The organism is Ensifer adhaerens (assembly GCF_020035535.1).
Lineage (GTDB): Bacteria > Pseudomonadota > Alphaproteobacteria > Rhizobiales > Rhizobiaceae > Ensifer.
The window spans coordinates 504,243-523,820 of sequence record NZ_CP083351.1; the positions used below are offsets into that span (position 1 = coordinate 504,243).

20 protein-coding genes are annotated in these 19,578 nt (G+C 57.9%); 13 read left to right on the top strand and 7 right to left on the bottom strand.

The genetic code is table 11. The features are described from left to right. Positions 1–85 precede the first annotated feature (85 nt). A complete protein-coding gene (locus LAC81_RS37050; protein WP_223730554.1) occupies positions 86–379 on the top strand; it encodes a DUF6894 family protein in 294 nt (97 codons plus the stop codon). Positions 380–802: 423 nt separating this feature from the next. Here the strand turns inward: LAC81_RS37050 and LAC81_RS37055 are convergent, their stop codons facing one another. Both LAC81_RS37055 and LAC81_RS38690 read right to left on the bottom strand, forming a co-directional pair. Next, positions 803–1,171, bottom strand: coding sequence for a hypothetical protein (locus LAC81_RS37055; RefSeq protein ID WP_223731082.1), 369 nt, complete (start codon positions 1,169–1,171; stop codon positions 803–805). Beyond that, the gene (locus LAC81_RS38690) at positions 1,062–1,637 is read right to left on the bottom strand and encodes an N-acetyltransferase family protein (RefSeq protein WP_419195917.1); all 576 of its coding nucleotides are present in this window, start codon (positions 1,635–1,637) and stop codon (positions 1,062–1,064) included. Before LAC81_RS38690 ends, LAC81_RS37055 begins: the two co-directional genes overlap by 110 nt. Positions 1,638–2,056: 419 nt before the next feature. Here LAC81_RS38690 and LAC81_RS37065 point away from each other — a divergent pair, with 419 nt between their 5' ends. From LAC81_RS37065 to LAC81_RS37105, 9 genes are all read left to right on the top strand, one after another. After that, a complete protein-coding gene (locus LAC81_RS37065; RefSeq protein WP_223730556.1) occupies positions 2,057–2,551 on the top strand; it encodes a ferritin-like domain-containing protein in 495 nt (164 codons plus the stop codon). 198 nt (positions 2,552–2,749) lie between these two features. Continuing rightward, positions 2,750–3,487 (top strand): PHB depolymerase family esterase, encoded by a 738-nt coding sequence (locus tag LAC81_RS37070; protein ID WP_328717913.1) that lies wholly within the window; start codon positions 2,750–2,752, stop codon positions 3,485–3,487. Positions 3,488–3,889: 402 nt separating this feature from the next. After that, positions 3,890–4,219, top strand: a complete 330-nt coding sequence (locus tag LAC81_RS37075) for a hypothetical protein (RefSeq protein WP_223730557.1) — start codon at positions 3,890–3,892, stop codon at positions 4,217–4,219. A gap of 265 nt (positions 4,220–4,484) precedes the next feature. Beyond that, positions 4,485–4,694 carry a hypothetical protein gene (locus LAC81_RS37080; protein WP_223730558.1) on the top strand — a complete coding sequence of 70 codons (210 nt, stop codon included), beginning with the start codon at positions 4,485–4,487 and terminating at the stop codon, positions 4,692–4,694. A 123-nt stretch (positions 4,695–4,817) separates the two neighbouring features. Next, positions 4,818–5,429 carry a (2Fe-2S)-binding protein gene (locus LAC81_RS37085; protein ID WP_223730559.1) on the top strand — a complete coding sequence of 204 codons (612 nt, stop codon included), beginning with the start codon at positions 4,818–4,820 and terminating at the stop codon, positions 5,427–5,429. Positions 5,430–5,431: 2 nt separating this feature from the next. Next, on the top strand, positions 5,432–6,448 hold the full coding sequence (locus tag LAC81_RS37090) for an FAD binding domain-containing protein (RefSeq protein WP_223730560.1): 1,017 nt from the start codon (positions 5,432–5,434) through the stop codon (positions 6,446–6,448). A 2-nt stretch (positions 6,449–6,450) separates the two neighbouring features. Continuing rightward, positions 6,451–8,739, top strand: a complete 2,289-nt coding sequence (locus LAC81_RS37095; RefSeq protein WP_223730561.1) for a xanthine dehydrogenase family protein molybdopterin-binding subunit — start codon at positions 6,451–6,453, stop codon at positions 8,737–8,739. Between the two features lie 306 nt (positions 8,740–9,045). Next, positions 9,046–10,554 carry an ATPase domain-containing protein gene (locus LAC81_RS37100; RefSeq protein ID WP_223730562.1) on the top strand — a complete coding sequence of 503 codons (1,509 nt, stop codon included), beginning with the start codon at positions 9,046–9,048 and terminating at the stop codon, positions 10,552–10,554. Next, positions 10,529–12,586 (top strand): ATP-binding protein, encoded by a 2,058-nt coding sequence (locus LAC81_RS37105; protein ID WP_223731060.1) that lies wholly within the window; start codon positions 10,529–10,531, stop codon positions 12,584–12,586. Before LAC81_RS37100 ends, LAC81_RS37105 begins: the two co-directional genes overlap by 26 nt. A gap of 69 nt (positions 12,587–12,655) precedes the next feature. Here LAC81_RS37105 and LAC81_RS37110 read toward each other — a convergent pair whose 3' ends face one another. The 4 genes from LAC81_RS37110 to ligD all read right to left on the bottom strand — a co-directional run bounded on the left by LAC81_RS37110 (position 12,656) and on the right by ligD (position 14,647). Continuing rightward, positions 12,656–12,841 carry a hypothetical protein gene (locus tag LAC81_RS37110; protein WP_223730563.1) on the bottom strand — a complete coding sequence of 62 codons (186 nt, stop codon included), beginning with the start codon at positions 12,839–12,841 and terminating at the stop codon, positions 12,656–12,658. A gap of 54 nt (positions 12,842–12,895) precedes the next feature. Then, the gene (locus LAC81_RS37115; protein WP_223730564.1) at positions 12,896–13,075 is read right to left on the bottom strand and encodes a DUF1289 domain-containing protein; all 180 of its coding nucleotides are present in this window, start codon (positions 13,073–13,075) and stop codon (positions 12,896–12,898) included. Between the two features lie 204 nt (positions 13,076–13,279). Beyond that, entirely contained in the window at positions 13,280–13,483 is a 204-nt protein-coding gene (locus LAC81_RS37120) for a hypothetical protein (protein ID WP_223730565.1), read from the bottom strand. Between the two features lie 141 nt (positions 13,484–13,624). Continuing rightward, positions 13,625–14,647 (bottom strand): non-homologous end-joining DNA ligase, encoded by a 1,023-nt coding sequence (gene ligD, locus LAC81_RS37125; RefSeq protein ID WP_419195918.1) that lies wholly within the window; start codon positions 14,645–14,647, stop codon positions 13,625–13,627. Positions 14,648–14,998: 351 nt separating this feature from the next. Here ligD and LAC81_RS37130 point away from each other — a divergent pair, with 351 nt between their 5' ends. Next, positions 14,999–15,403, top strand: coding sequence for a hypothetical protein (locus tag LAC81_RS37130; protein ID WP_223730567.1), 405 nt, complete (start codon positions 14,999–15,001; stop codon positions 15,401–15,403). A 282-nt stretch (positions 15,404–15,685) separates the two neighbouring features. Beyond that, positions 15,686–16,054: a hypothetical protein gene (locus LAC81_RS37135; RefSeq protein WP_223730568.1), complete on the top strand. Its 369-nt coding sequence runs from the start codon at positions 15,686–15,688 to the stop codon at positions 16,052–16,054. Positions 16,055–16,089: 35 nt separating this feature from the next. On the opposite strand, the gene LAC81_RS37140 is transcribed toward LAC81_RS37135, so the two are convergent. Next, a complete protein-coding gene (locus LAC81_RS37140; protein ID WP_223730569.1) occupies positions 16,090–18,588 on the bottom strand; it encodes an EAL and GGDEF domain-containing protein in 2,499 nt (832 codons plus the stop codon). 482 nt (positions 18,589–19,070) lie between these two features. On the opposite strand from LAC81_RS37140, the gene LAC81_RS37145 reads away from it, so the two are divergent. Continuing rightward, the gene (locus tag LAC81_RS37145) at positions 19,071–19,409 is read left to right on the top strand and encodes a hypothetical protein (RefSeq protein WP_223730570.1); all 339 of its coding nucleotides are present in this window, start codon (positions 19,071–19,073) and stop codon (positions 19,407–19,409) included. Positions 19,410–19,578: the final 169 nt, after the last annotated feature.

A 19,578-nucleotide genomic window follows, 5' to 3' on the forward strand; every position in this document is an offset into this window, starting at 1 on the left:
AGCGGTGCGTCACGCAACTGTCACGCGCAATCGTTCCCGGGAGCTGCTAAGAAGTAGAAGGATGTTTCGTTGTTCGAGTAGAGAGATGCCCCGATACCTTTTTCACATTGATCTTCGTGGAAAGACCCGTCGCGACAGCGTCGGCTCGGTTTACGCCAACGACAGCCAGGCGGTGGCCAATGGCAGGTCGGTTGCCGACAGGATCGCGGAGGACGACAGGCATCTAAGTGTGATCGTTACGGTCGAAAGGGCAGGCGGTTCCGTTCTGGCGCGTCTGACTGCCAGGAAGGCGATGCCACCCTGGCAGTCGCCAGGCTCAAGGTTTGAGCATGCCTGGAGGGAACTGATCGGACTGGATATCGGCAAACTGCTGAGCTAGATCCCGCATTGGGTTGGGATAGCACTTGCCAAGCGCTCAGCAAGTCATCGGGTTGGCGCTTGGCGTGTAGAAGACGACCTCGTTGCGCCCGTTTTTTTGGGCTACATGACGCGCCTCATCCGCTTACCTTTCAAGCGCTTCTGAAGTGACCGCTTCGCCGCCACGCTTGAGGACGGCTAGGTATCGCTCGTCGTATTCGCCGCCCGTGTTGACGCCGACCAGTGTGACCGAAAACAGGGCGCAGGAACAACCCGATGTGAACAGAAATTGCCTCCACCCACTCCATGGGGCTTCAGGAAAACCACTGCTGTAACGAGCAGCCGGTGGCAGGATCGAGGCGGGCACGAGCCTGGACTTTGCAGCTTCAGAAAGGGAGCAGGGTCGCAAATCAAGCACATCATCTAGGCTCTTGAAGATTTCTGGTCATTCGGTATTGCAAGGTATCGCCCGCCAGTTCGAATATCGAGCGTTGATCAGGGTCGAGTTGCCGTCCACGACGAGCCAGAGTGCATTGTCCAGAGCACGCACCGTCAGCGGTTTGCGTTTTTTTGGGTTTCCCTTTGCACCTCCTTGCATGTGACGGTTTGCATTGACGATGCCTTTGTCGCGCGCCCGCGTATTGACGAGCTTGTCGAGCGGGATGAGCAGGTGAGCCCCACAAAGGTCGAAGTAAAGGGCGGGGTCATCCGGGAGCGCTGTGAGCTCCGCGGCAATTTGTTCGTTGAGCACGGCCTCGCAGACCGCGCCGTCGGGTCGAAGCGAGAGATATATCGGCACTTCGCAATCTTTCATTCGGGGGCCCAAGGTATTTAGCGCTCACTGAAATAAGTCCATGCTTTCGGCGTCTCGTTGGTGCTCTTTTTCGTGAGAATCCTTGCGCGCAGCGGTGACAGTTTTTCGACGCATGATCGTTCCTGCGTGCCGTGGAAAGAACGATCAGGTTCGCACCTCGCCTTTGCAACTCTGCGATCACCGCGTCCAGCAGCATGCGGCCGATGCCCTGATTGCGATGTTCCGGTTCCGCAAAGAGATCGTGCACGACACCTGCAGGCCCTCGAAGCGCCATGTAATCATATCCGTCGACCGAAGCATAGGCATAGCCGACGATCGCTTCTTCCTGCTCGGCGGCAAGAACCATGACATCGGGTTTTTCCAGCTGACGTTGCAGCCATCGTCCATAGAAGGCCTTTGTATCGGTTCCCGCTGCGAGGAAGCGCTTTGGGTCCCAATGGTGGTGGAGCGTCATCAGCAGCGCCATAGGTACCAAGCACGGCCATATCTTCTACCATGGCGGCTCTGATCGTGATTGTTGACGGCATTTCGGCGTGATCCATCACTCGTGTTCGCCGCGCGCTGACCTTCCATCAGCCTGGCCGAACGATCTTGTCTTAATGAACGGCACTATTGCTCAACGGTGCGGATCGTTCGGGGAACGTACAATTTTTTCGGTCAGGCCCGCGTCGCCAACTTTCACCAAGCGGCGCTGCCGCGTGGCTCTTCGAAAGAAGGCGCGACAACGAGGCTCAATGCAAGATCGAGAACGGACCTTGCAGCGTCACCAGGGTTCCTTGCTATCGTAGCCGTGCTTTTTTCCGAGATCTAGAGCTTCAGCGGGGAACGATTTCGCGGTTGAGTAATTTCTCTCCTGCCTTTCATTTGTTGCCAAGGAGATAGTTCATGAAATCGCTTGCCGAAATTTTCGAGCATACCCTGCAGGATCTCTATTTCGCTGAGAACGCCATTACCAAGGCGCTTCCTAAGGTCGCGGAGGCAGCCAAAAGCGCTGACCTGAAGAAGGCAGCCGAGGAGCACCTGTTGGAGACGAAAGACCAAATCAAAAAGCTGGAGCTGGTTTTCAAGTCCATCGGCAAGACGGCATCGGGCGAAAAATGCGACGCGATCGAAGGGTTGATCAAGGAGGCTGACGGCTTGATGAAAGAGGCTGAGGGCACGGCGCTCGACGCCGGTCTTCTGGCAGCCTGTCAGGCGGTCGAGCACTACGAGATCGCTCGCTACGGCTCGGTACGTGAATGGGCCAAGGACCTTGGCCATGACGAAGCGCACAAACTTCTCAGCGAGATCCTCGACCAGGAAAAGGCGACGAACAACAAGCTCACCAACCTGGCTGTAACCTCGATCAACAAGACGTCGGGGCGATCAAAGGCAGCCTGACAGGTCAAGGGCGGCCTGGCCGCCCTTTTCCACTTTCGACCCCCGGGTTGTTTCACGCGGCATCGTTACCTGTGTCCGGGCTGAAACCCCTGGCGCGCGAAGTCGGAAGCTCAACCCCCCACGCTGGCACCCGGTCCTCATATTTGTTGTTCAGCTGTGACGATTGACAGGTCGCCTTGCGTTTCAAAGGACGTGCCGATGACGGTGAATATGCGAAAGTCCTTGTCGCGAATGCTGCGGGGGCAGAAAAAATTTCGCCGCCTCGTTGAGGCTTCGTTGTTACGGCTTCCGCAAAAAGCCGGTTTGAGGCAGCGCCGCGTTCCAAGACCGGGTCTCGTTCCTGTCAAAGAATTCGGCAGCAATCCTGGACGTCTCCGCATGAAACTCTTCGTGCCGAGGCGGCTCGCGGCCAAGCCTGCACTCGTTGTTGTCCTTCACGGTTGTCGTCAGACACCTGAAAGTCTGGATGCTGCCAGCGGATTTTCCAGGCTCGCCGCTCAAAGGGGGTTCCTTCTTCTTTATCCGCAGCAGCGACAGGAGAACAACACGCAACGCTGCTTCAACTGGTTTCGCCCAAGCGCCATCGCCCGCGACCGAGGTGAGATCATGTCCATCCGGCAAATGATCGACCATACATGCAGGTGTCATGGAGCCGATCGCTCGCGTGTCTACTTGGCTGGGCTTTCAGCAGGCGGCGCCATGACGCAAGCGTTGCTGGCAATCTATCCTCAATTTTTCGCCGGCGTGGCGATATTTGCTGGGATGGCTTATGGTTCGGCCAGGGACGCGGTATCGGCTGTGCGCCAGATGAAATCTGGCAATTCGCGATCGCCGGTCGAATTGGGTGACGCAGTGCGCGCCGTTTCCCCAGATCACAGGGCCTGGCCGTGCGCTGGGATGGAAAGAACAAGCACCAAGTGTCGCTTTACGTTTTAGATGGCTTTGCGCATGGCCTGCCGATAAGGGCCTCGCAGAAAGAGGGGAGCCGCGCAGCTGATCCCTATGTTCTCAACGCGGGAATTTCCGGGCCGCATGAACTCATGCGCATTTGGGGGTTGAAGCGCTTGGCGTTATTAAAGAAAACGCCCATTTCGTAAAATAGCGAGCCCGCTTATTAAAGGGCGAGAGCTGTCACACCCCGCGGCCTGCCTGTCGCTGGGGCTGTCTTGTTCTCCGCAACCGAAAGACCGAGTTCGATGCGGCACATCGGCGCTTGGCGCCCACCATTTTCGAATTGGCAAAGACAAGAATGGCCTCAGCCGCCACCGACTGACTGGTTACAAACGATGGAACAATGAAACGGCCTCTTCCGTTTGGGCAGTTGAGGAGGGCGAAGTGATGGATGATACGTTGAACCATGAGGACGAGAGCACGAACTTTTCCAACGCAGAGTCCGCAGACGAAACGCGCCAGACTGAAACGGTTCGCGATGCGGTGGAGTATGGCCGACAAGCGCAACGGGAGCAGCTTGACGCCCTCCGGGTCGACGTTATGCGTCTTCGCACCGAGGTCATGGCCATCGCAGCCGGCACGTCAAAACTCGCCGCGCTTGAGGCGTCCCTCGCTATCGAGACGGTGGAGAACGGCATACGCCGTCATCTAGCTCCCGTCCTCTTTGCCGCAGGCGCAGCGGGTTTTGTTTGGAGCGCATTCCTTCGGCGCCGCTGAGCGTATTCCAGTTGTGCATGAACCGGTTGTTCCCTCCGAGCGGGTGCCGTCCGGGCTTTTTGTCCATCGACTGGGATGAGGTTGTCGTCAGGTGGGATCAGCATCAGGCACCCGCGGGAGACCTCAAATCACAGACAATATGCTTGGACGCGAAGTGGTTCCGTTTTCGATGGCCGCATGAGGAACCGACAGTCGCTCTCATCGGTTGGACGAACTCCGCCGCTGACGGCGGTCGACGCTCTAAAAATCGATGGGAGAGCATCCAATGAGCAATGAAGTCGACCTTGAGCCTCGTCAACTTACCGCAAGATGCAAAATGCAGCTGCAAGAACTGATGGTTCTCATGCGCGAAGACATCGAACGGGTCGACGAGCCGCAGTTGAAGGCAATGTTGGAAACGACGGCCGAGGTCCTGGGTGGCCTCAAAAAAGCGTTCAACGACTACGAACAGAAGAACGAGGCCGCGTGGCGTTAGGTCGGATTGAGAGAAATGCCCGTTGACGGCTACAGGCCCGGAATGGGGGAACCATCACCGGACGAGCCGGTTTGAACGGTTTTCTCAATCTGCCTCATCAGCGAGCAAGGCCGAGGATCTTCCATGCACACGACCTTCAACGAAGTCTCCCTGAACCGTCGCACCCTGATCAAAGGAACTTTGTTCGACGTGGCTTCCGTTCCACTTGCAGACACGGTTCCCGCGGCAGCGGCGCCTGCAGTCGCTCCCGTGGATGCCCGCGATACCTCGACCGTCTCACTCACGATCAACGGGCAGACTTATCGGCTGGACGTAGACGGGCGAGCATCACTGCTCGACGCATTGCGCGACACTGCGGGTCTGACAGGCACCAAGAAGGGGTGCGACCACGGCCAATGCGGTGCCTGCACCGTCCTGGTCGATGGCAAGCGTGAACTATCCTGCATGAGTTTCGCGGTCATGAAGGAAGGCAGGACTATCACCACGATCGAGGGGCTGGAGAATCCCGACGGTGACTTGCACCCGATGCAGCAAGCCTTCATTGATTACGACGCATTCCAGTGCGGCTATTGTACACCCGGCCAGATCCTGTCCGCGATCGCCTGTGTCAAGGAAGGCCATGCGAAGTCGGATGACGAAATTCGCGAATATATGAGCGGCAATCTCTGTCGATGCGCTGCCTACCCAAACATCGTCGCCGCCATCAGGCAAGCTCGCGACAAGATGGAGTCGTGACGATGCTGCCCTTCACTCATGCCAAGCCATCAACCAGCGAAGATGCCGTGAGCCTCGTTCTCGGGTCGGATCGGGGCCAAGCGACCCGCGCCCGTACTCAATTTGTCGCCGGCGGCACCAATATGACCGACTATATGAAGCTCGGTGTCGCACGGCCTGGTCAACTCGTCGATCTCAATGGTCTTGAAGACGGCGCCTTTCGCCAAATTAAGGTCTCACCGAGCGAGATCCGGCTCGGTGCGCTGGTGCACATGTCCGAGGTTGAGGATCATCCCGAGATCCAGAAGCTTTTACCGGTGCTGACCGATAGCCTGCGTCTGGCCGCCAGCCGCCAGATCCGCAATATGGCGACGATCGGCGGCAATATCCTGCAGCGGACGCGTTGCGAATATTTCCGGGAGACCTCCTGGCCCTGCAACAAGCGCAATCCCGGCTCCGGTTGCGCTGCCCTTGAGGGCTTCAATCGTCAGCATGCTGTCCTTGGCGGCAGTTCGTCGTGCATAGCGACCTATCACGGTGACTTGGCTCAAGCACTGGTCGCCCTTGATGCAACCGTCGAGGTTCACGGGGCGCGGGGTCGACGCCGGCTTGCATTTGCAGACCTTCACCGCCTGCCGGGTGAGACCCCGGAAATCGAAACGACCATCCGTGCTGACGAGATCATCACTTCGCTCACCTTTCCGATCGCTCCCTGGATGGCGCGATCGACCTATCTGAAAATCCGTGATCGGCAGTCCTATGCCTTTGCCCTTGCATCAGCCGCAGTCGTGCTCGATCTTGACGGGACAATTGTGCGCGAAGCGCGCATTGCGCTTGGCGGCCTTGCTACAGTGCCCTGGCGTGCGCGGGAAGCGGAGGCCGAACTGCAAGGTAAGCCGCTCGACGAAGAGACCTGCGCCCGCGCGGCGAAGGTTGCCTTCGCTGACGCCACACCACGAAAAGACAACGGGTTCAAGATCGCGCTCGGCCGGCAAACATTGGTCCGCGCCTTACTTGAGACCCGGGACATGAGGATCTGATCATGGTCGATGCTGCCCCGACACCGAAGGAAAATATGGGCCAACCGGTCCCACGCATCGATGCCAGGCTGAAGGTGACGGGCGGCGCCCGCTACCCTGCCGATATTCCCGTCTCCAATCTCGCCTATGGCGTTCTGGTAACAAGCACGATCGCTCGCGGGAGGATCACCGCTCTTGATGTCGAGGCGGCCCGCGCCACACCGGGCATAATCGCGGTTCTCACCGAAAACGAGGTCAAGGGACGCATTGCCAAACCGGAGTTCGGCGGCTCGAACGCGACCTCCATTGCACCGCTCCAGGGTGCCGATATAGCCCATGACGGCGAGATCATCGCGCTCGTGGTCGGCGAAACTTTTGAAGCAGCGCGCGAAGGGGCCATGCTCGTTCACGTCGACTATGCCAAGGAAACCCCAAGCACCAGCCTTTATTCCCAAGGCGCAGAAACAGTGGCTGCCGTTGATGCTTCCAAACGCTTCAAGGAGGACCCAAAGGTTGGAAACTTCGATGAGAACCTTGCGGCCTCGCAGGTGAAGATTGAAGCGGACTACTTCATGCCGACCCAGCATCACAACCCGATTGAGCTGTTCTCGACCACGGCCGCCTGGAACGGAGATGAGCTCGTCGTTTATGAGCCGAGCCAGAATGTTACGGGCTGGAAGATCGAGATCGCCAAACAACTGAAAATTGATCCCGAGCGCGTTCGCGTGGTCAGCCCCTTCATCGGCGGCGCTTTTGGATCAAAGGGACCGATTACGCCGCGCACGGCGCTGGTCGCCTATGCCGCCAAACTGCTTGGCCGGCCCGTCCGTTGCGTCGTCTCGCGTATGCAAAGCTTCACCACAATGACCTACCGTGCCGAGACCCGCCACCACATCGAGATTGGCGCCACGCAGGATGGCAGGATTACGGCATTCAAGCACGAAGGTTTTGAAGTCACCTCGCGTCCTGACCCCTATCTTGTTGGCGGAACGACAGCGACCGCGCTGATGTATAATTATGGCTCGGTCCTCACCAAGGTCTCATTGGTCAAGACCGATCGTCCGACGCCCGGCTACATGCGCTCTCCACCTGAGACGCCCTATGTCTATGCCCTGGAAAATGCCATGGACGAAATGGCCGTCGCTCTCAACATGGATCCTGTCGAGTTTCGACGGATCAACGATACGATGGTCGAACCGATCAAACATCGCAGGTTCACCAGCCGCTCTCTGATGACGTGTTTCGATGCTGCAGCGAGCGAATTCCGTTGGTCGGAGCGCAAGTCCGAGCCGGGTTCGATGCGTGAGGGTGACTGGTTGATCGGAATGGGTTGCGCTACGGCGATCTATCCGACCAATATAGCGCCTTGCGCAGTCCGCGTTCGCCTGACAGCCGATGGAAGGGTCCGGGTTCAGACTGCTTCGCATGAAATTGGCACCGGCATTCGTACGGTAGCAGCGCAGGTCGCAGCCGAAAGACTGGGCGTCGCAACAGAAATGGTCGATATTGAAATGGGCGATACGATCCTTCCGCCAGCGCCTGTCGCGGGCGGGTCAAACTCGACCGCAAGCGTGTGCTCCGCGATCATGAAGGCCTGCGACGAGATCCTTGACCAGCTGTTCTATAGCGCATCGAGCAGCAAGGAAGGCGCACTCTCGAAAGCCAGGGTCGACGAAATGAAGGTAGCGAACGGCGAGGTCGTCTCTGAAAGGGCCAGCGAAAAGATCGCCGATATCTTAAGCCGCAGCGGCGAGGGCGCGATCGAACAATATACGGAATTCCTGCCGGAAGGCGCGAGCCCTCAAGGCGTCTCCAATCTCTACAAGGGCAAGCTTGAGATGATCGGTGGCGAAAGCGGTAAACAGGCGATTCGTTTCGCCTTTGGCGCCGAGTTCGTCGAGGTGTGGGTACACAAGCACACGCGTGAGATCCGCGTCCCAAGGATTGTGGGTGCGTTTGCCGGCGGAAGGATCATCAATCCGAAAACAGCGCGCAGCCAACTCATGGGTGGCATGATCTGGGGCATTTCGTCTGCCTTGCATGAGGCGACCGAGTTTGATCATCGCGAGGCCCGCGTCGTCAATCGGGATCTGCAGGACTATCTCGTGCCGGTCAATGCCGACATCAAGGAGGTCACGGTTATCCTCGTGCCCGAGGTCGACGACAAGGTTAATCCCGCCGGTGTGAAGGGCCTTGGAGAACTCGGCAATGTCGGTACAGCCGCAGCCATTGCGAGTGCCGTCTACAATGCAACCGGTAAGCGGGTACGGGATCTACCCATCCGGGTCGACACGTTAATCGGGGAGGCTTGATTGCATCGTGTCGGCAACGTTCGAAGAACTCGGCCAAAACTGGTTCGCCGGGGCATGAAATTTACGATCGGATGATTGTCGTCGCAGAACCGGTCGCAAATTTCCTCTTTTGTACGGCGGGACAATTTGGTGCCTCTAGGGGCGGGGTGGGGCCAGATTGGGTAAATAGCTCTCAATTTTTTGGAGGTGGCGCAAGGTGAACGGAACCTCGTCCGGGTCGCGGACGTTTGGCGATTTGAGATGATCTTTTCCCGTTGCAATCGGACAGCTGAACCCTAGTTAACGCCAGACCAACGGAGGGCAAACATGGACAAAAGCGTTTCGGCGACGGCAAAAACAGGGGTCGAGGGTCTGGATGATATTCTCTCGGGAGGACTTTCGCGTCGTCATGTGTTTCTGCTGGAGGGGGCGCCCGGTACGGGAAAGACAACTGTCGCGCTGCAGTTCCTCCAGGAGGGAGCGCTGCTTGGCGAGAAGTGTCTGTACATCACGCTGTCGGAGACCGAGGAAGAACTGCGCGACAGTGCGCTCTCGCACGGGATGGAAATCCATGACAACATCAAGATTTTCGAGCTTGTTCCGCCTGAAAGCCTGTTGAACGAGGAACAGCAGCAAAGCTTGCTCTACTCGTCGGATCTTGAACTCGGCGAGACCACGAAGATGATCTTCGAGGCCTTTGAGAGAGTGCAGCCCAGCCGCGTCGTCCTCGACAGCCTGTCAGAAATCAGGCTGCTTGCCCAAAGCTCCCTGCGCTATCGGCGGCAGATCCTGGCTTTGAAGCATTTTTTTGCCAAGACGGGCGCAACCGTGCTTCTGCTCGACGACATGACCTCAGACAGTCTCGATAAGACCGTGCACAGCGTCGTGCATGGAGTAATCCATCTCGAGCAGCTGGCGCCAAACTACGGTTCGGAAAGACGTCGCCTGAGGATCACCAAATACCGTGGCCAGGCCTACCGCGGCGGTTATCATGACTTCACGATCAGGACCGGGGGTGTATCGGTCTTTCCGCGTTTGCGCGCCATCGAGCACCGAACGGAGTTCAAGCGCACGACCCTGACGAGCGGCATCTCCGAACTCGATGCGCTGTTGGGTGGTGGCATCGAGCGGGGATCGAGCACGCTGCTCATTGGTCCGGCGGGCACGGGCAAGAGTTTGTTTGCTTTGCAATTCGTTGACGCTGCCGTCAAGCGCGGCGAACGGGCGGCACTTTTCATTTTTGACGAAGAACTGGGGCTGCTTTTCGAGCGAACGAAGGCGCTGGGGTTCGACCTGGAGAACCATCAACGGGAGGGCCTGATCCATATCGAGCAACTCGATGCTGCCGAACTCTCGCCCGGCGAGTTCGCTCAGCGCGTGCGCGACCGGGTTGCAAGTTTTGAGGCGAAGACCGTCATCATCGATAGCATCAATGGCTATCAGGCCTCCATGCCCGAGGAAAACGCGCTCATCCTTCATATGCATGAATTGCTGCAATATCTGAACCGTCAAGGCGTGAACACCTTTGTAACGGTGGCCCAACATGGCCTCGTTGGCGACATGAAGTCGCCGGTCGACGTGACCTACCTCGCCGATGCCGTTATCCTGCTACGCTACTTCGAGGCTCTTGGCAAAGTCAGGCGGGCTATTTCCGTCATCAAGAAGCGTACAGGCAAGCACGAGGAAACCATTCGGGAATTCCGCATCGGCAAGGGTGGGCTCTCGCTCGGCGAACCCCTTTCGGACTTCCAGGGTGTCTTGCGAGGCGTACCGACCTTTGTTGGCAACAAACAGCCGCTTTTACAGTCTGATGAGGGGGAGGACCATTCCAAATAGAGACGCCATTGCTCTGATCCATGCGCCGTTGGGGCGGGACGCTCAAATCGCGGGCTCGCTTTTGTCCGAAGCCGGGATCCCGTCGAAAGTCGTGGAAGATCTCCAGGCTTTCGTGCAGGCCTTGGAAGAGGATACCGCTTTTGCCGTCGTAACGGAGGAGGCACTGCGCTCAGCCGACCTTCGTCGCCTGTCTGCATGGATCAAATCACAACCAAGTTGGTCTGACCTTCCGTTCATTATCTTCACCCATCGTGGCGGTGGTCCTGAGCGTAACCCTTCTGCTGCCCGCCTTTTAGAGGTGTTGGGGAATGTCAGTTTCATCGAGCGGCCGTTCCATGCCACGACCTTCGTCAGCGTAGCCAATTCGGCCCTTCGAGGTCGCCGACGCCAGTACGAGGCGCGGCTACGCATCGAGGCACTAGACGAGGGCGAAAGGCGGCTTCAGACTGCCCTTGAAGCAGGCCGCCTGGGGGCATGGGAACTTGATCTTACCACCCATGCCCTGGAAGGGTCGTCTATCTTTCGGGCTGTATTTGGCCGGAGGCCTGCCGACGCGTTCACCTATGAGGATCTTCTTGCCGCAATTCATCCTGACGACGTCAACAAGATGGAATCCGTGATGCATGCCACCATGGCGAGTGGGACGGATTTTGCGATCGAATTTCGCGTGGTCTGGCCTGACGGAACGGTTCATTGGGCGGAAAATCGCGCGCAGCTTTATAGAGACCGGACCGGAAAGGCGATCAAGCTGGTCGGTGTCTCCTCGGATGTCACCGACCGAATATCATCCGAAGTACAGCAGCGCCAACTGAACGAGATCCTCGAGGAGCGCGTTGTCGAGCGAACAGCTGAACTTCACAAGGCCCACGCTGTCGTGATGGCGGAAATGGCACACCGGGAGCGCGCCGAAGCACAACTTCGCCAGGCCCAGAAGATGGAGGCGATCGGGCAGCTGACGGGTGGGGTCGCCCATGATTTCAACAATCTTCTAATGGCGGTCTTGGGAAATCTCGAGCTACTGCGCAAATATGCCGGCGGCGACGTGAAAGCGGCAAGATTGATCGACGGCGCACTTCAGGGAGCCAGGCGCGGAGCATCGCTGACGCAGCGGCTTCTCGCCTTCGCGCGCCGTCAAGATCTCCACGTCGGACCGGTGGATCTCGGCAAGTTGGTGGGGGAAATGGCCGATCTCATAAAGCGCACGGTCGGAACGGGCATTGTAATTGAAACCTCCTTTCCCGCCAGCCTGGATGCGGTACTTGGCGACTCCAACCAGTTGGAACTGGCGCTCCTCAACCTCGTGGTAAATGCGCGGGACGCTATGCCGAACGGCGGGACGATCCGTATCGAGCTGAGGCAGGCGAACCTCGTGAGGCGGGACGGTGATCTTATGCCGGGGCAATATGGAGTACTTTCCGTTGCCGACGAGGGCCATGGCATGGATGAAGCTACGCTGCAAAAAGCGATAGAGCCGTTTTTCTCGACCAAGGAACTCGGCAAAGGAACGGGGCTCGGCCTATCGATGATCCACGGCCTTGCACTTCAACTCAAGGGAACACTCCGGCTTCGCAGCACACCGGAGAAAGGCACTACGGCGGAACTCTGGCTTCCGGTATCGAGACAAGAGCCTGTCGTGCCCGAGGAAGCTGTTCTCCCGCTAGAGGATCGGCGGTTCCGGCCGCTACGCGTCCTACTCGTTGACGACGATTTCCTGATCTCCATGAGTTCTGCCGACATGCTCGTCGATCTCGGGCACGAGGTCGTGGAGGCCAATTCTGGCAAGGAGGCGCTCGCTCACTTGACGGGGAATGGCCGGTTCGACCTGTTGATCACCGACTACTCCATGCCGCAGATGACAGGTGGAGAGCTGGCCAAGGCGGCGCGTGACCTGTTTCCCGATTTGCCGATCCTGATCGCATCCGGATATTCGGAGCTGCCGCCAGGCGTAGATTTCGATGTGGCAAGGCTTGCAAAGCCCTACACCCAGAAGCAACTCGCGACAGAAATCGAACGTGTCTTGAAAGATGTCTGAGGCACGACGGGATCTTTGAGAGCGATCCGCCGTACCCTGGCCTGGTGAGCGCTGCGAAACCGGGCTGATTTAAAGCCGATCGTCCTTAATCAGCGACCTGATCAAGGGCTGTTCGCGCACTGATTGGGTGGAAAAACAGACCGTATCGAACGACGTCATGGTTTTCCGATCGATGGTGCGCGAGATATACATGCCTTCAACGGCGGCATGGATCGCCTCAAAGGCATCACTCTTGAACCTGTGCGTGGTCGCCATTTCAAACCTCAAACAGGACCGTCCCGGCGTTCGTTGCTCTCGCTGAAAGTCGATCTATTGCCCACCCGGCAGCCGCGTCATCCGGCGTCGCAACTCTTTTGCAAGGGCTGCGCGATGAAACGGTGACATCTTTCTCCACGCCTTGATTTCCGCGGTTGTGCGTCCACAGCCAACGCACCACTTTTTGCGCGGATCGAACTGGCAAATGTCAGTGCAGGGATCTTCAATCTTCATTGTATCTCAAAATCACCACCGGCCACTGCGCGCAGACGACAATGCGCGGAACTGCCGTGGCGTCATTTATATGAACACAACGACGCCGACCAGCCACGGCATCGAGTTTGGGCAGGAGATGGAACGTTTAATTTTCCGCCGCATGTTTTTTGGCGCGGGATGCTCGTCGCCCTTTGTAGATGACCCCAGTCGTACGCAATGTCATCAATGGCGCGAAGATAACTGCCAATAACGCGCCAGCTCCGGATCGAGCGTCAAATGCTCCTGCCAGGCGGGCTCTGGAACTTGTCCTGATAGGTAGGCTTCTATCAGTAAGCGTTGATCGTCGTTTAGTTTTGGCTCGGTCGGACGATGAAGATGGAACAGCTCAAGGACCGCATCGCCGATATCTCTCATGTGGATAGACATTTGATACCTCGCTTCGCCCTCTTCGAGGTAAACGCATTCGAGCCCCTGATGTTTCACGCCAAGGGTAGAGCGCTGCGCGCAAGAGGCAGGTTCAAAGCAAGGACGTGGCAAGTTGCCGACTACTGTTTGGTACCGTCGAAGTCAGGCCCGCCGTCCCCGGAGACGACAGACGTCCGCATTGTCCTGGAATTCCCGCAAGCCTTTAAACGAGGGGTGCCGGAGCTTTTCGTCTGCCGTCCAGGCGCTATACTCGATTTCGGCAATCAGGGTCGGTTGCACCCACACGACTTTGCGTTTGCTTGAATAGGGCACGGGCGGCTGTTTGTGCCTCCAGGGGATCTTGTCCATCGTCTTTCGAAGTTGCACCGCGTCACGTTCCTTAAAACCGGTGCCGACGCTACCAACGTAAACCAGTTCGCCATCGCTTAACGCTCCAAGCATCAGGGCTCCGAATCCAGCCCGAGATGCCGTGGAAGGTTCGTACCCCACCACCATGAACGCGTCACTCTGGGTGCACTTGAGTTTGATCCAGTCGCCGGTGCGGCCGGAGCGATAGAAACTGTCCTGACGTTTGCCGACAATGCCTTCAAGTCCCATCCTGCAGGCGTGATCAAGCAGGTGAGTAGGGTCCGCATCGAGCTCTTCGGAAAGCAGGATCGCGCCCTCATGACCGCGCAATGTCTCTTCAAGCAGGTGGCGCCGGGTTCGATATTCCACGTGGCGCATGTCGTGACCGTCAAGATAGAGGAGATCGAACGCATAAAGCAGGGCAGGCGAGGGCTGGTTTCCGATCTTTCGTCCCGATGCCCCGAGCGACTTCTGCAGCAGACTGAAATCCGATCTGCCCTCCTCGTCGACAACGACAGCTTCTCCATCCAGGATCATGGACGTTGGTGCGAAGGTTCGCGCCGCTTCGGCGATTGCGGGGAACCGATTGGTCCAGTCAAAGCCTCCCCGGGTGAGAATTCTCACACGATTGGCCTCGATGTGAACGTGCAGGCGATACCCGTCCCACTTGATCTCCCAGCCCCAGCTGCCGCCGACAGGGGGCTTGTGGATTAAGAGAGCGAGCGCTGGCTGGATGCGGCCGGGCATCGGGTCGAATAGAAGCCTTGGCTGCAAAGGATCGCGCCTGGTGATGCGGCCGCTTTTTAGCGCAGTCATTTCGTCCTTTAACAAAGGCTGTGATCGAGGCGAGCGGGGTCTTTTGGTCATTTTGCTAGTGTATCAGCAAAATCTCAAATTAACTCCGCACTGAACCGCTGCTGCGTGATTCGACCTTGCAACAGCGGCGCGCTGGTTGCTTTCATGTCGCGAGCGGCCTGCAGCGCGTTAGGCAGCTGTAGAGCTACATGAGATATCGCGGACGTAGGCGTTCGAACGAGGCCAATTTGGACATTGGAGGTCGACAGCACGGTATTTGTTTCGGGCGGGCGTTCGTCTTTCACGCGCCATTATTGACTCTCATCTTTCCCCGTTGGAAAAAAGACGGAACGTTGGAGAGGGAAACAACACATGGCAGACGAGAGCAATACCGAGGTTGTCGAGGCAACGACGCCTGCAGAGACGGCAGCGCCCAAGAAGCGCCGGGGGCCGAAGCCGAAACAAGCCACTTTAGAAGTCGCTGCTGAAGCCATCGATGCAAAGCCCGCAAAGGCTGTAGGCGGACGCCGGAAAACGCCGGAGAAGTCGGCGAACGAGGCTGTGACCGGCAAGGCTGCGGCCAGGACCACGACCAAGAAGCCAGCCAAGAGCACTGAAGCCCGACCTGCAAAACAAGCGAGTGCGCCAGCTCCAGTTCTCGACGAGATCGCAGACCTGCTTCAGCTCGAAGAAGAAAATGCGAAGCTTCGCAAGGCGTTGGCTGAAAAATTGCGCACCGAAAATGCGGACCTGCGCAAGCGGCTTGGTCTTGCCTGAGCATCCGGCCATTTCCTATCTGGCGGGGCAAGCAGCCCCGTCGTCTTGTCTTGGTTGCTCAGACGCCGGAGCCACGGTTCCAGATGCGCCTGCTCGAGGTGAGGCCGCATCATGAAGTCACCCTGGAGATTTCTGGTCGAACTAGCCTCTAGAGGTGGAGCGACCAAGGAGCAGGAGAGCGCGAGAGAGACAGAGGCCCCGAATTCGGATGGCTCATCGCTGCCCTCAGAGAGCTCCTGGACCAGTGACCTTCCGCCCCCAGCAGCTGAAGCACCGAATGAGGTGAACGAAGCGGCTGCAAAGGCGGATCGTGTATTAGCGGACGAAAACGAAGCGCCGACCGCCACTTTCGTTGATGAGAAGCATGCTGACGATCAAGGTGACGATGCTGAACGCGCACCATCGTCACAGCCACTTCCACAAAAGGTAAAGCGCCGCGTCAAGAAGACCAGCGTCCGGAGGGCCAGAGCGGTCGTCCCCATCGACGGTGTGGATGAAGGCTCTTTCGTAGCTCAGCCTCGGACGTTCAAGGAAGAAGTTGCTGATCTCGATGACGAAATCAGGATGCTGAGGCGACAGCTTGCGCAAAAACTACGCGTGCAGAATGAGCAGTTGAAGAAACTCCTCGAGCGGTTCGACGCTGATGTTTAAGCGCTTCCTGCGTGCAGTCGATGGTTCATCGACCGTCATTGCGACGTGTGGCGAGGGGACGGCGCACGGAACGTCTTCCTGTTGGTCTTGATGAAATGTAGCACCTTTTGAGCAGGTAGCGGCCGCGAGATCAAATAGCCCTGCGCCTCATCGAAGCCTTCAATCCTGACAACGTCGAGTTGGCTTTGCTTTTCGACACCCTCGACCGTCGTCGTAATTCCGAGGGACCGGCCGATGGCCGCCACAGCTCGGATAATAGCCAGTGATTCCCTGCCATCTGGAAGGTCGCTTATGAAACTTCGATCGACCTTGATCTTGTCGAAGGAAAACGTCCTCAAATAGGCGAGAGAGGAATAGCCGGTTCCAAAATCGTCAATTGCGATCTTTGCACCAAGCTCCCGCAGCTCTCTCAGCCGTTGCAGGTTGTCATCACAGTCATTGAGCATGACGGATTCGGTGATCTCAAGTTGGAGCCGTGCGCCATCAAGTCCCGTGGCGTTGAGAACGTCGGACACAGTCGCTGCGAGCCGGGGGTTCCTGAATTGCAGCGGAGAAAGATTGACGGCCACACCGATGTGGGCTGGCCACCTTCGAGCGTCGACGCAGGCCCGCCGCAGAACCCATTCGCCCAACACGTCGATCAGGCCGGCTTCCTCCGCAACCGGGATGAATTCTGCAGGAGAAACCGGACCGAGCTCCCGCGGTGACCAGCGAACGAGCGCTTCCAATGCGGGAATCTCGCCTGTTAGAAGGTTGAGCAAGGGCTGGTAATGGAGCTCGAGTTCATCGTTTTCGACCGCTCTCCTGAGGGCTGTCTTTAGGTTTTGCTGCTTGCGAACTTGAAGACCCATGTCGGGCCTGTATTCCACACAAGCGCCGCGGCCGCGAGCCTTCGCATAGTCCAGCGCCACGTCGGCTGCCTGAACAAGTGCATCGAGCGCCATGTCACCGGCTGCACCGGTTGTAAAGCCAACGCTTGCCGGAAGCTCGATGGGGTTTCCTGCGAGCGGGAATGGATACCCAACGACTGCAACAAGCTGTCGAGCCAGGCTACTGGCTTCGTCGGTGCTGTTGAGACCAACGCGCAGGACGCAGAATTCGTCCCCGCCTAGACGGCACAGGATGTCTGACTGCATCAAAGAATTTCGCAGCCGATCGGCCACGCGGCTCAACAATTGATCGCCGGCCCTTCTCCCGTGCGCATCATTGATCGATCTGAAGTCATCCAGATCAAGGCATAGAAGCGCCATCTTCGTGCCTGGTGCGATGGCTTTGCACAGGAGGTCGAATTCTTCCCGAAGGTAGCGGCGGTTCGGCAATCCCGTCAGCGCATCGTGCCGGGCCATGTGATGGACCTGCTTTTGTGCCACCAGCTTTTGTTGCTGCGCATTTCGGCGCTCTGTTATGTCGACTGCAATGCCAACAAAGCCGACGAACTTACCGTCGGCTGCAAAGCGCGACTGTCCCGCATCCAGAACCCAAACGGAGCTACCGTAGGGGCGTAACAAGCGATACTCCATACGGATCGGTTGACGCAGATCGAAGGCCCTTGAAAACGCCGCCTCCACCTTTTGGCGGTCGTCGGGATGGATCGCGCTCAGCCATCCTTTCCCAACTGCTTGCTCGGGTGTCTGCCCGGTCGTCTCTTGCCAGAGCCGGCTGTGGTAGTCGTTGCTGCCGGTTGCGTTGGTGACCCAGATCATCGCTGGCGCATCATCGGCGATTGCCCGGAAACGCGCCTCGCTTTCCTTCAACGCCTCCAGCGCCTTTCGTTCCTCATCTATGTCTTCGACCGTTCCGTACCAACGCAGGATCGTTCCGTCGTCCGCGCGCCGGGCCGCCGCCCGCCCGCGAAACCAACGGTAACCTCCTTCTTGCGTCGCCAAGCGAAACTCCGTGTCGAGAGGCAGGCCTGTCTGTAGTGACTTGGACCATTCTTTTTCGACATTTCCCAAGTCGGCCGGATGGATTGCCTTTGCCCAACCTGCACCGAGCGCGTCGGCTGGATCAAAACCCGTTGCTTTCCACCGCGGGCCGATCTCAAGGACTTTTCCTGATGGATCTGCTGTCCAGGGCATTTGCGGGTGCAGTTGTATCAGCGCCCGATATTGTTCCTGGCTCTCTCGGCGATCGGCCTCGGCTTGGCGTTGTGCGGTGGTGTCGAGAATCGACGCCATGATCAGGCGTTGCCCGGTCGCCAGAACAACCCGACGGTGGTGTATCACGAGGGACCCGACGCCTTCGGGCACGAGGACTTCTTGTTCCTCAGTGATTTCTTGGCCGGTGCGCAAAACCTGCTCGTCCAATTCCCGAATGCGATCGGCCTCACTTTTTGAACGAAAATCATAGTCCGTCGAGCCGATCAGTTCGTCGTTCGTTTTGCCGATAAGGAGGCATGCCGCACTGTTTACGTAACGAAGGCGGAAACGGTCGTCCTTCACCAAGATGGGTTGAGGCACAGCGTTGAGAAGATCGCGCACTGTGTCTTCGAAATCCGTGAATTGTTGCGACGATCTTGAGAGTGTTTTTTCCATGAAGTCCCCCACCGCCAATGCGCGTTTCGTTCCCTCGCACTTCAATCGAGCATTGCTGCCATCCAGACTGGAAATGGCGCCCATTTAGGCCGTGTCAACCCGCAAAGCGGCGATGGGCCCGCACGTGTGGAAGACATCCTCACGCCGCTCTCGCGTCGCCCGGTCGAAGGCGATCGATAGGCCAAGCTTGGCGCCCTTGCATCCGTAACCCGCCGATCGGCTAGAAGCGAAGTACTCTTGCCACCTCTTAAAGGAGCAGCGAACGGTCGCGAAATTCGTTTGGATAGCGTGGGTGCCCGTCTTGCGATCGGGTTTGGAGTTTCCCTATTGGACGGCGGTTAAAACCAGACCATGGTCGCAAACTCGTGCCGCCAATGGTCCAGATTGAATGGGACTGAAGTCGGGCGGTGGGAACGGTAGCTTGGTAGCGGAGTTGGAGAGAAGGCTAGTGAAGCCCAATGTAAACCAGATAGGAGAGCCTGATGAATAAGCTCTTATCCGCCTTCGCAGCGGTTGGCTTGGCTGCATCCTCCGCACTACCGCTGAGCGCGGCTCCAATGTTCGTGCCGCAATCCGAACAGGTGCAAAACAGCCCTGTCGAACAGGTTACGCACCGAAGCCATCGTCATTGGCATTCCGATCGCCAATGGGATCACCGTTGGCATAGGCGCTATGCTCATCGTGACTGCCGCTATTACGGCAGATGCTATCCACGACACTACGGCTACTATAACGGCTACCGTGATCGAGGGTACTATGGCTATCGTGACAACTACCGCTACCACCGTCGTTCTGGAGCCTCGGTATATATGGAGTTCTAGCGGTGCATTCGCCGCAATCCCATAGGCAACTATGTGAAACCGGCGGCCGCTAGTCGACACGGCCGCCGAAACCACTATCCCCGCAGTTCGGGCATGCTGAGCCCGCCGACGTCACCAGTTCACTTTGGCGATCCTATCGATCTCGGGTCTTTCTGCCGCTTCAGCACAG

What these genes read in the sequence shown, in the direction of transcription:
- LAC81_RS37050 (WP_223730554.1), top strand. Translation starts at nt 86, where the DNA reads ATGCCCCGATACCTTTTTCACATTGATCTTCGTGGAAAGACCCGTCGC.
- LAC81_RS37055 (WP_223731082.1), bottom strand. Translation starts at nt 1,171, where the DNA reads ATGAAAGATTGCGAAGTGCCGATATATCTCTCGCTTCGACCCGACGGC.
- LAC81_RS38690 (WP_419195917.1), bottom strand. Translation starts at nt 1,637, where the DNA reads ATGGCGCTGCTGATGACGCTCCACCACCATTGGGACCCAAAGCGCTTC.
- LAC81_RS37065 (WP_223730556.1), top strand. Translation starts at nt 2,057, where the DNA reads ATGAAATCGCTTGCCGAAATTTTCGAGCATACCCTGCAGGATCTCTAT.
- LAC81_RS37070 (WP_328717913.1), top strand. Translation starts at nt 2,750, where the DNA reads ATGACGGTGAATATGCGAAAGTCCTTGTCGCGAATGCTGCGGGGGCAG.
- LAC81_RS37075 (WP_223730557.1), top strand. Translation starts at nt 3,890, where the DNA reads ATGGATGATACGTTGAACCATGAGGACGAGAGCACGAACTTTTCCAAC.
- LAC81_RS37080 (WP_223730558.1), top strand. Translation starts at nt 4,485, where the DNA reads ATGAGCAATGAAGTCGACCTTGAGCCTCGTCAACTTACCGCAAGATGC.
- LAC81_RS37085 (WP_223730559.1), top strand. Translation starts at nt 4,818, where the DNA reads ATGCACACGACCTTCAACGAAGTCTCCCTGAACCGTCGCACCCTGATC.
- LAC81_RS37090 (WP_223730560.1), top strand. Translation starts at nt 5,432, where the DNA reads ATGCTGCCCTTCACTCATGCCAAGCCATCAACCAGCGAAGATGCCGTG.
- LAC81_RS37095 (WP_223730561.1), top strand. Translation starts at nt 6,451, where the DNA reads ATGGTCGATGCTGCCCCGACACCGAAGGAAAATATGGGCCAACCGGTC.
- LAC81_RS37100 (WP_223730562.1), top strand. Translation starts at nt 9,046, where the DNA reads ATGGACAAAAGCGTTTCGGCGACGGCAAAAACAGGGGTCGAGGGTCTG.
- LAC81_RS37105 (WP_223731060.1), top strand. Translation starts at nt 10,529, where the DNA reads ATGAGGGGGAGGACCATTCCAAATAGAGACGCCATTGCTCTGATCCAT.
- LAC81_RS37110 (WP_223730563.1), bottom strand. Translation starts at nt 12,841, where the DNA reads ATGGCGACCACGCACAGGTTCAAGAGTGATGCCTTTGAGGCGATCCAT.
- LAC81_RS37115 (WP_223730564.1), bottom strand. Translation starts at nt 13,075, where the DNA reads ATGAAGATTGAAGATCCCTGCACTGACATTTGCCAGTTCGATCCGCGC.
- LAC81_RS37120 (WP_223730565.1), bottom strand. Translation starts at nt 13,483, where the DNA reads ATGTCTATCCACATGAGAGATATCGGCGATGCGGTCCTTGAGCTGTTC.
- ligD (WP_419195918.1), bottom strand. Translation starts at nt 14,647, where the DNA reads ATGACTGCGCTAAAAAGCGGCCGCATCACCAGGCGCGATCCTTTGCAG.
- LAC81_RS37130 (WP_223730567.1), top strand. Translation starts at nt 14,999, where the DNA reads ATGGCAGACGAGAGCAATACCGAGGTTGTCGAGGCAACGACGCCTGCA.
- LAC81_RS37140 (WP_223730569.1), bottom strand. Translation starts at nt 18,588, where the DNA reads ATGGAAAAAACACTCTCAAGATCGTCGCAACAATTCACGGATTTCGAA.
- LAC81_RS37145 (WP_223730570.1), top strand. Translation starts at nt 19,071, where the DNA reads ATGAATAAGCTCTTATCCGCCTTCGCAGCGGTTGGCTTGGCTGCATCC.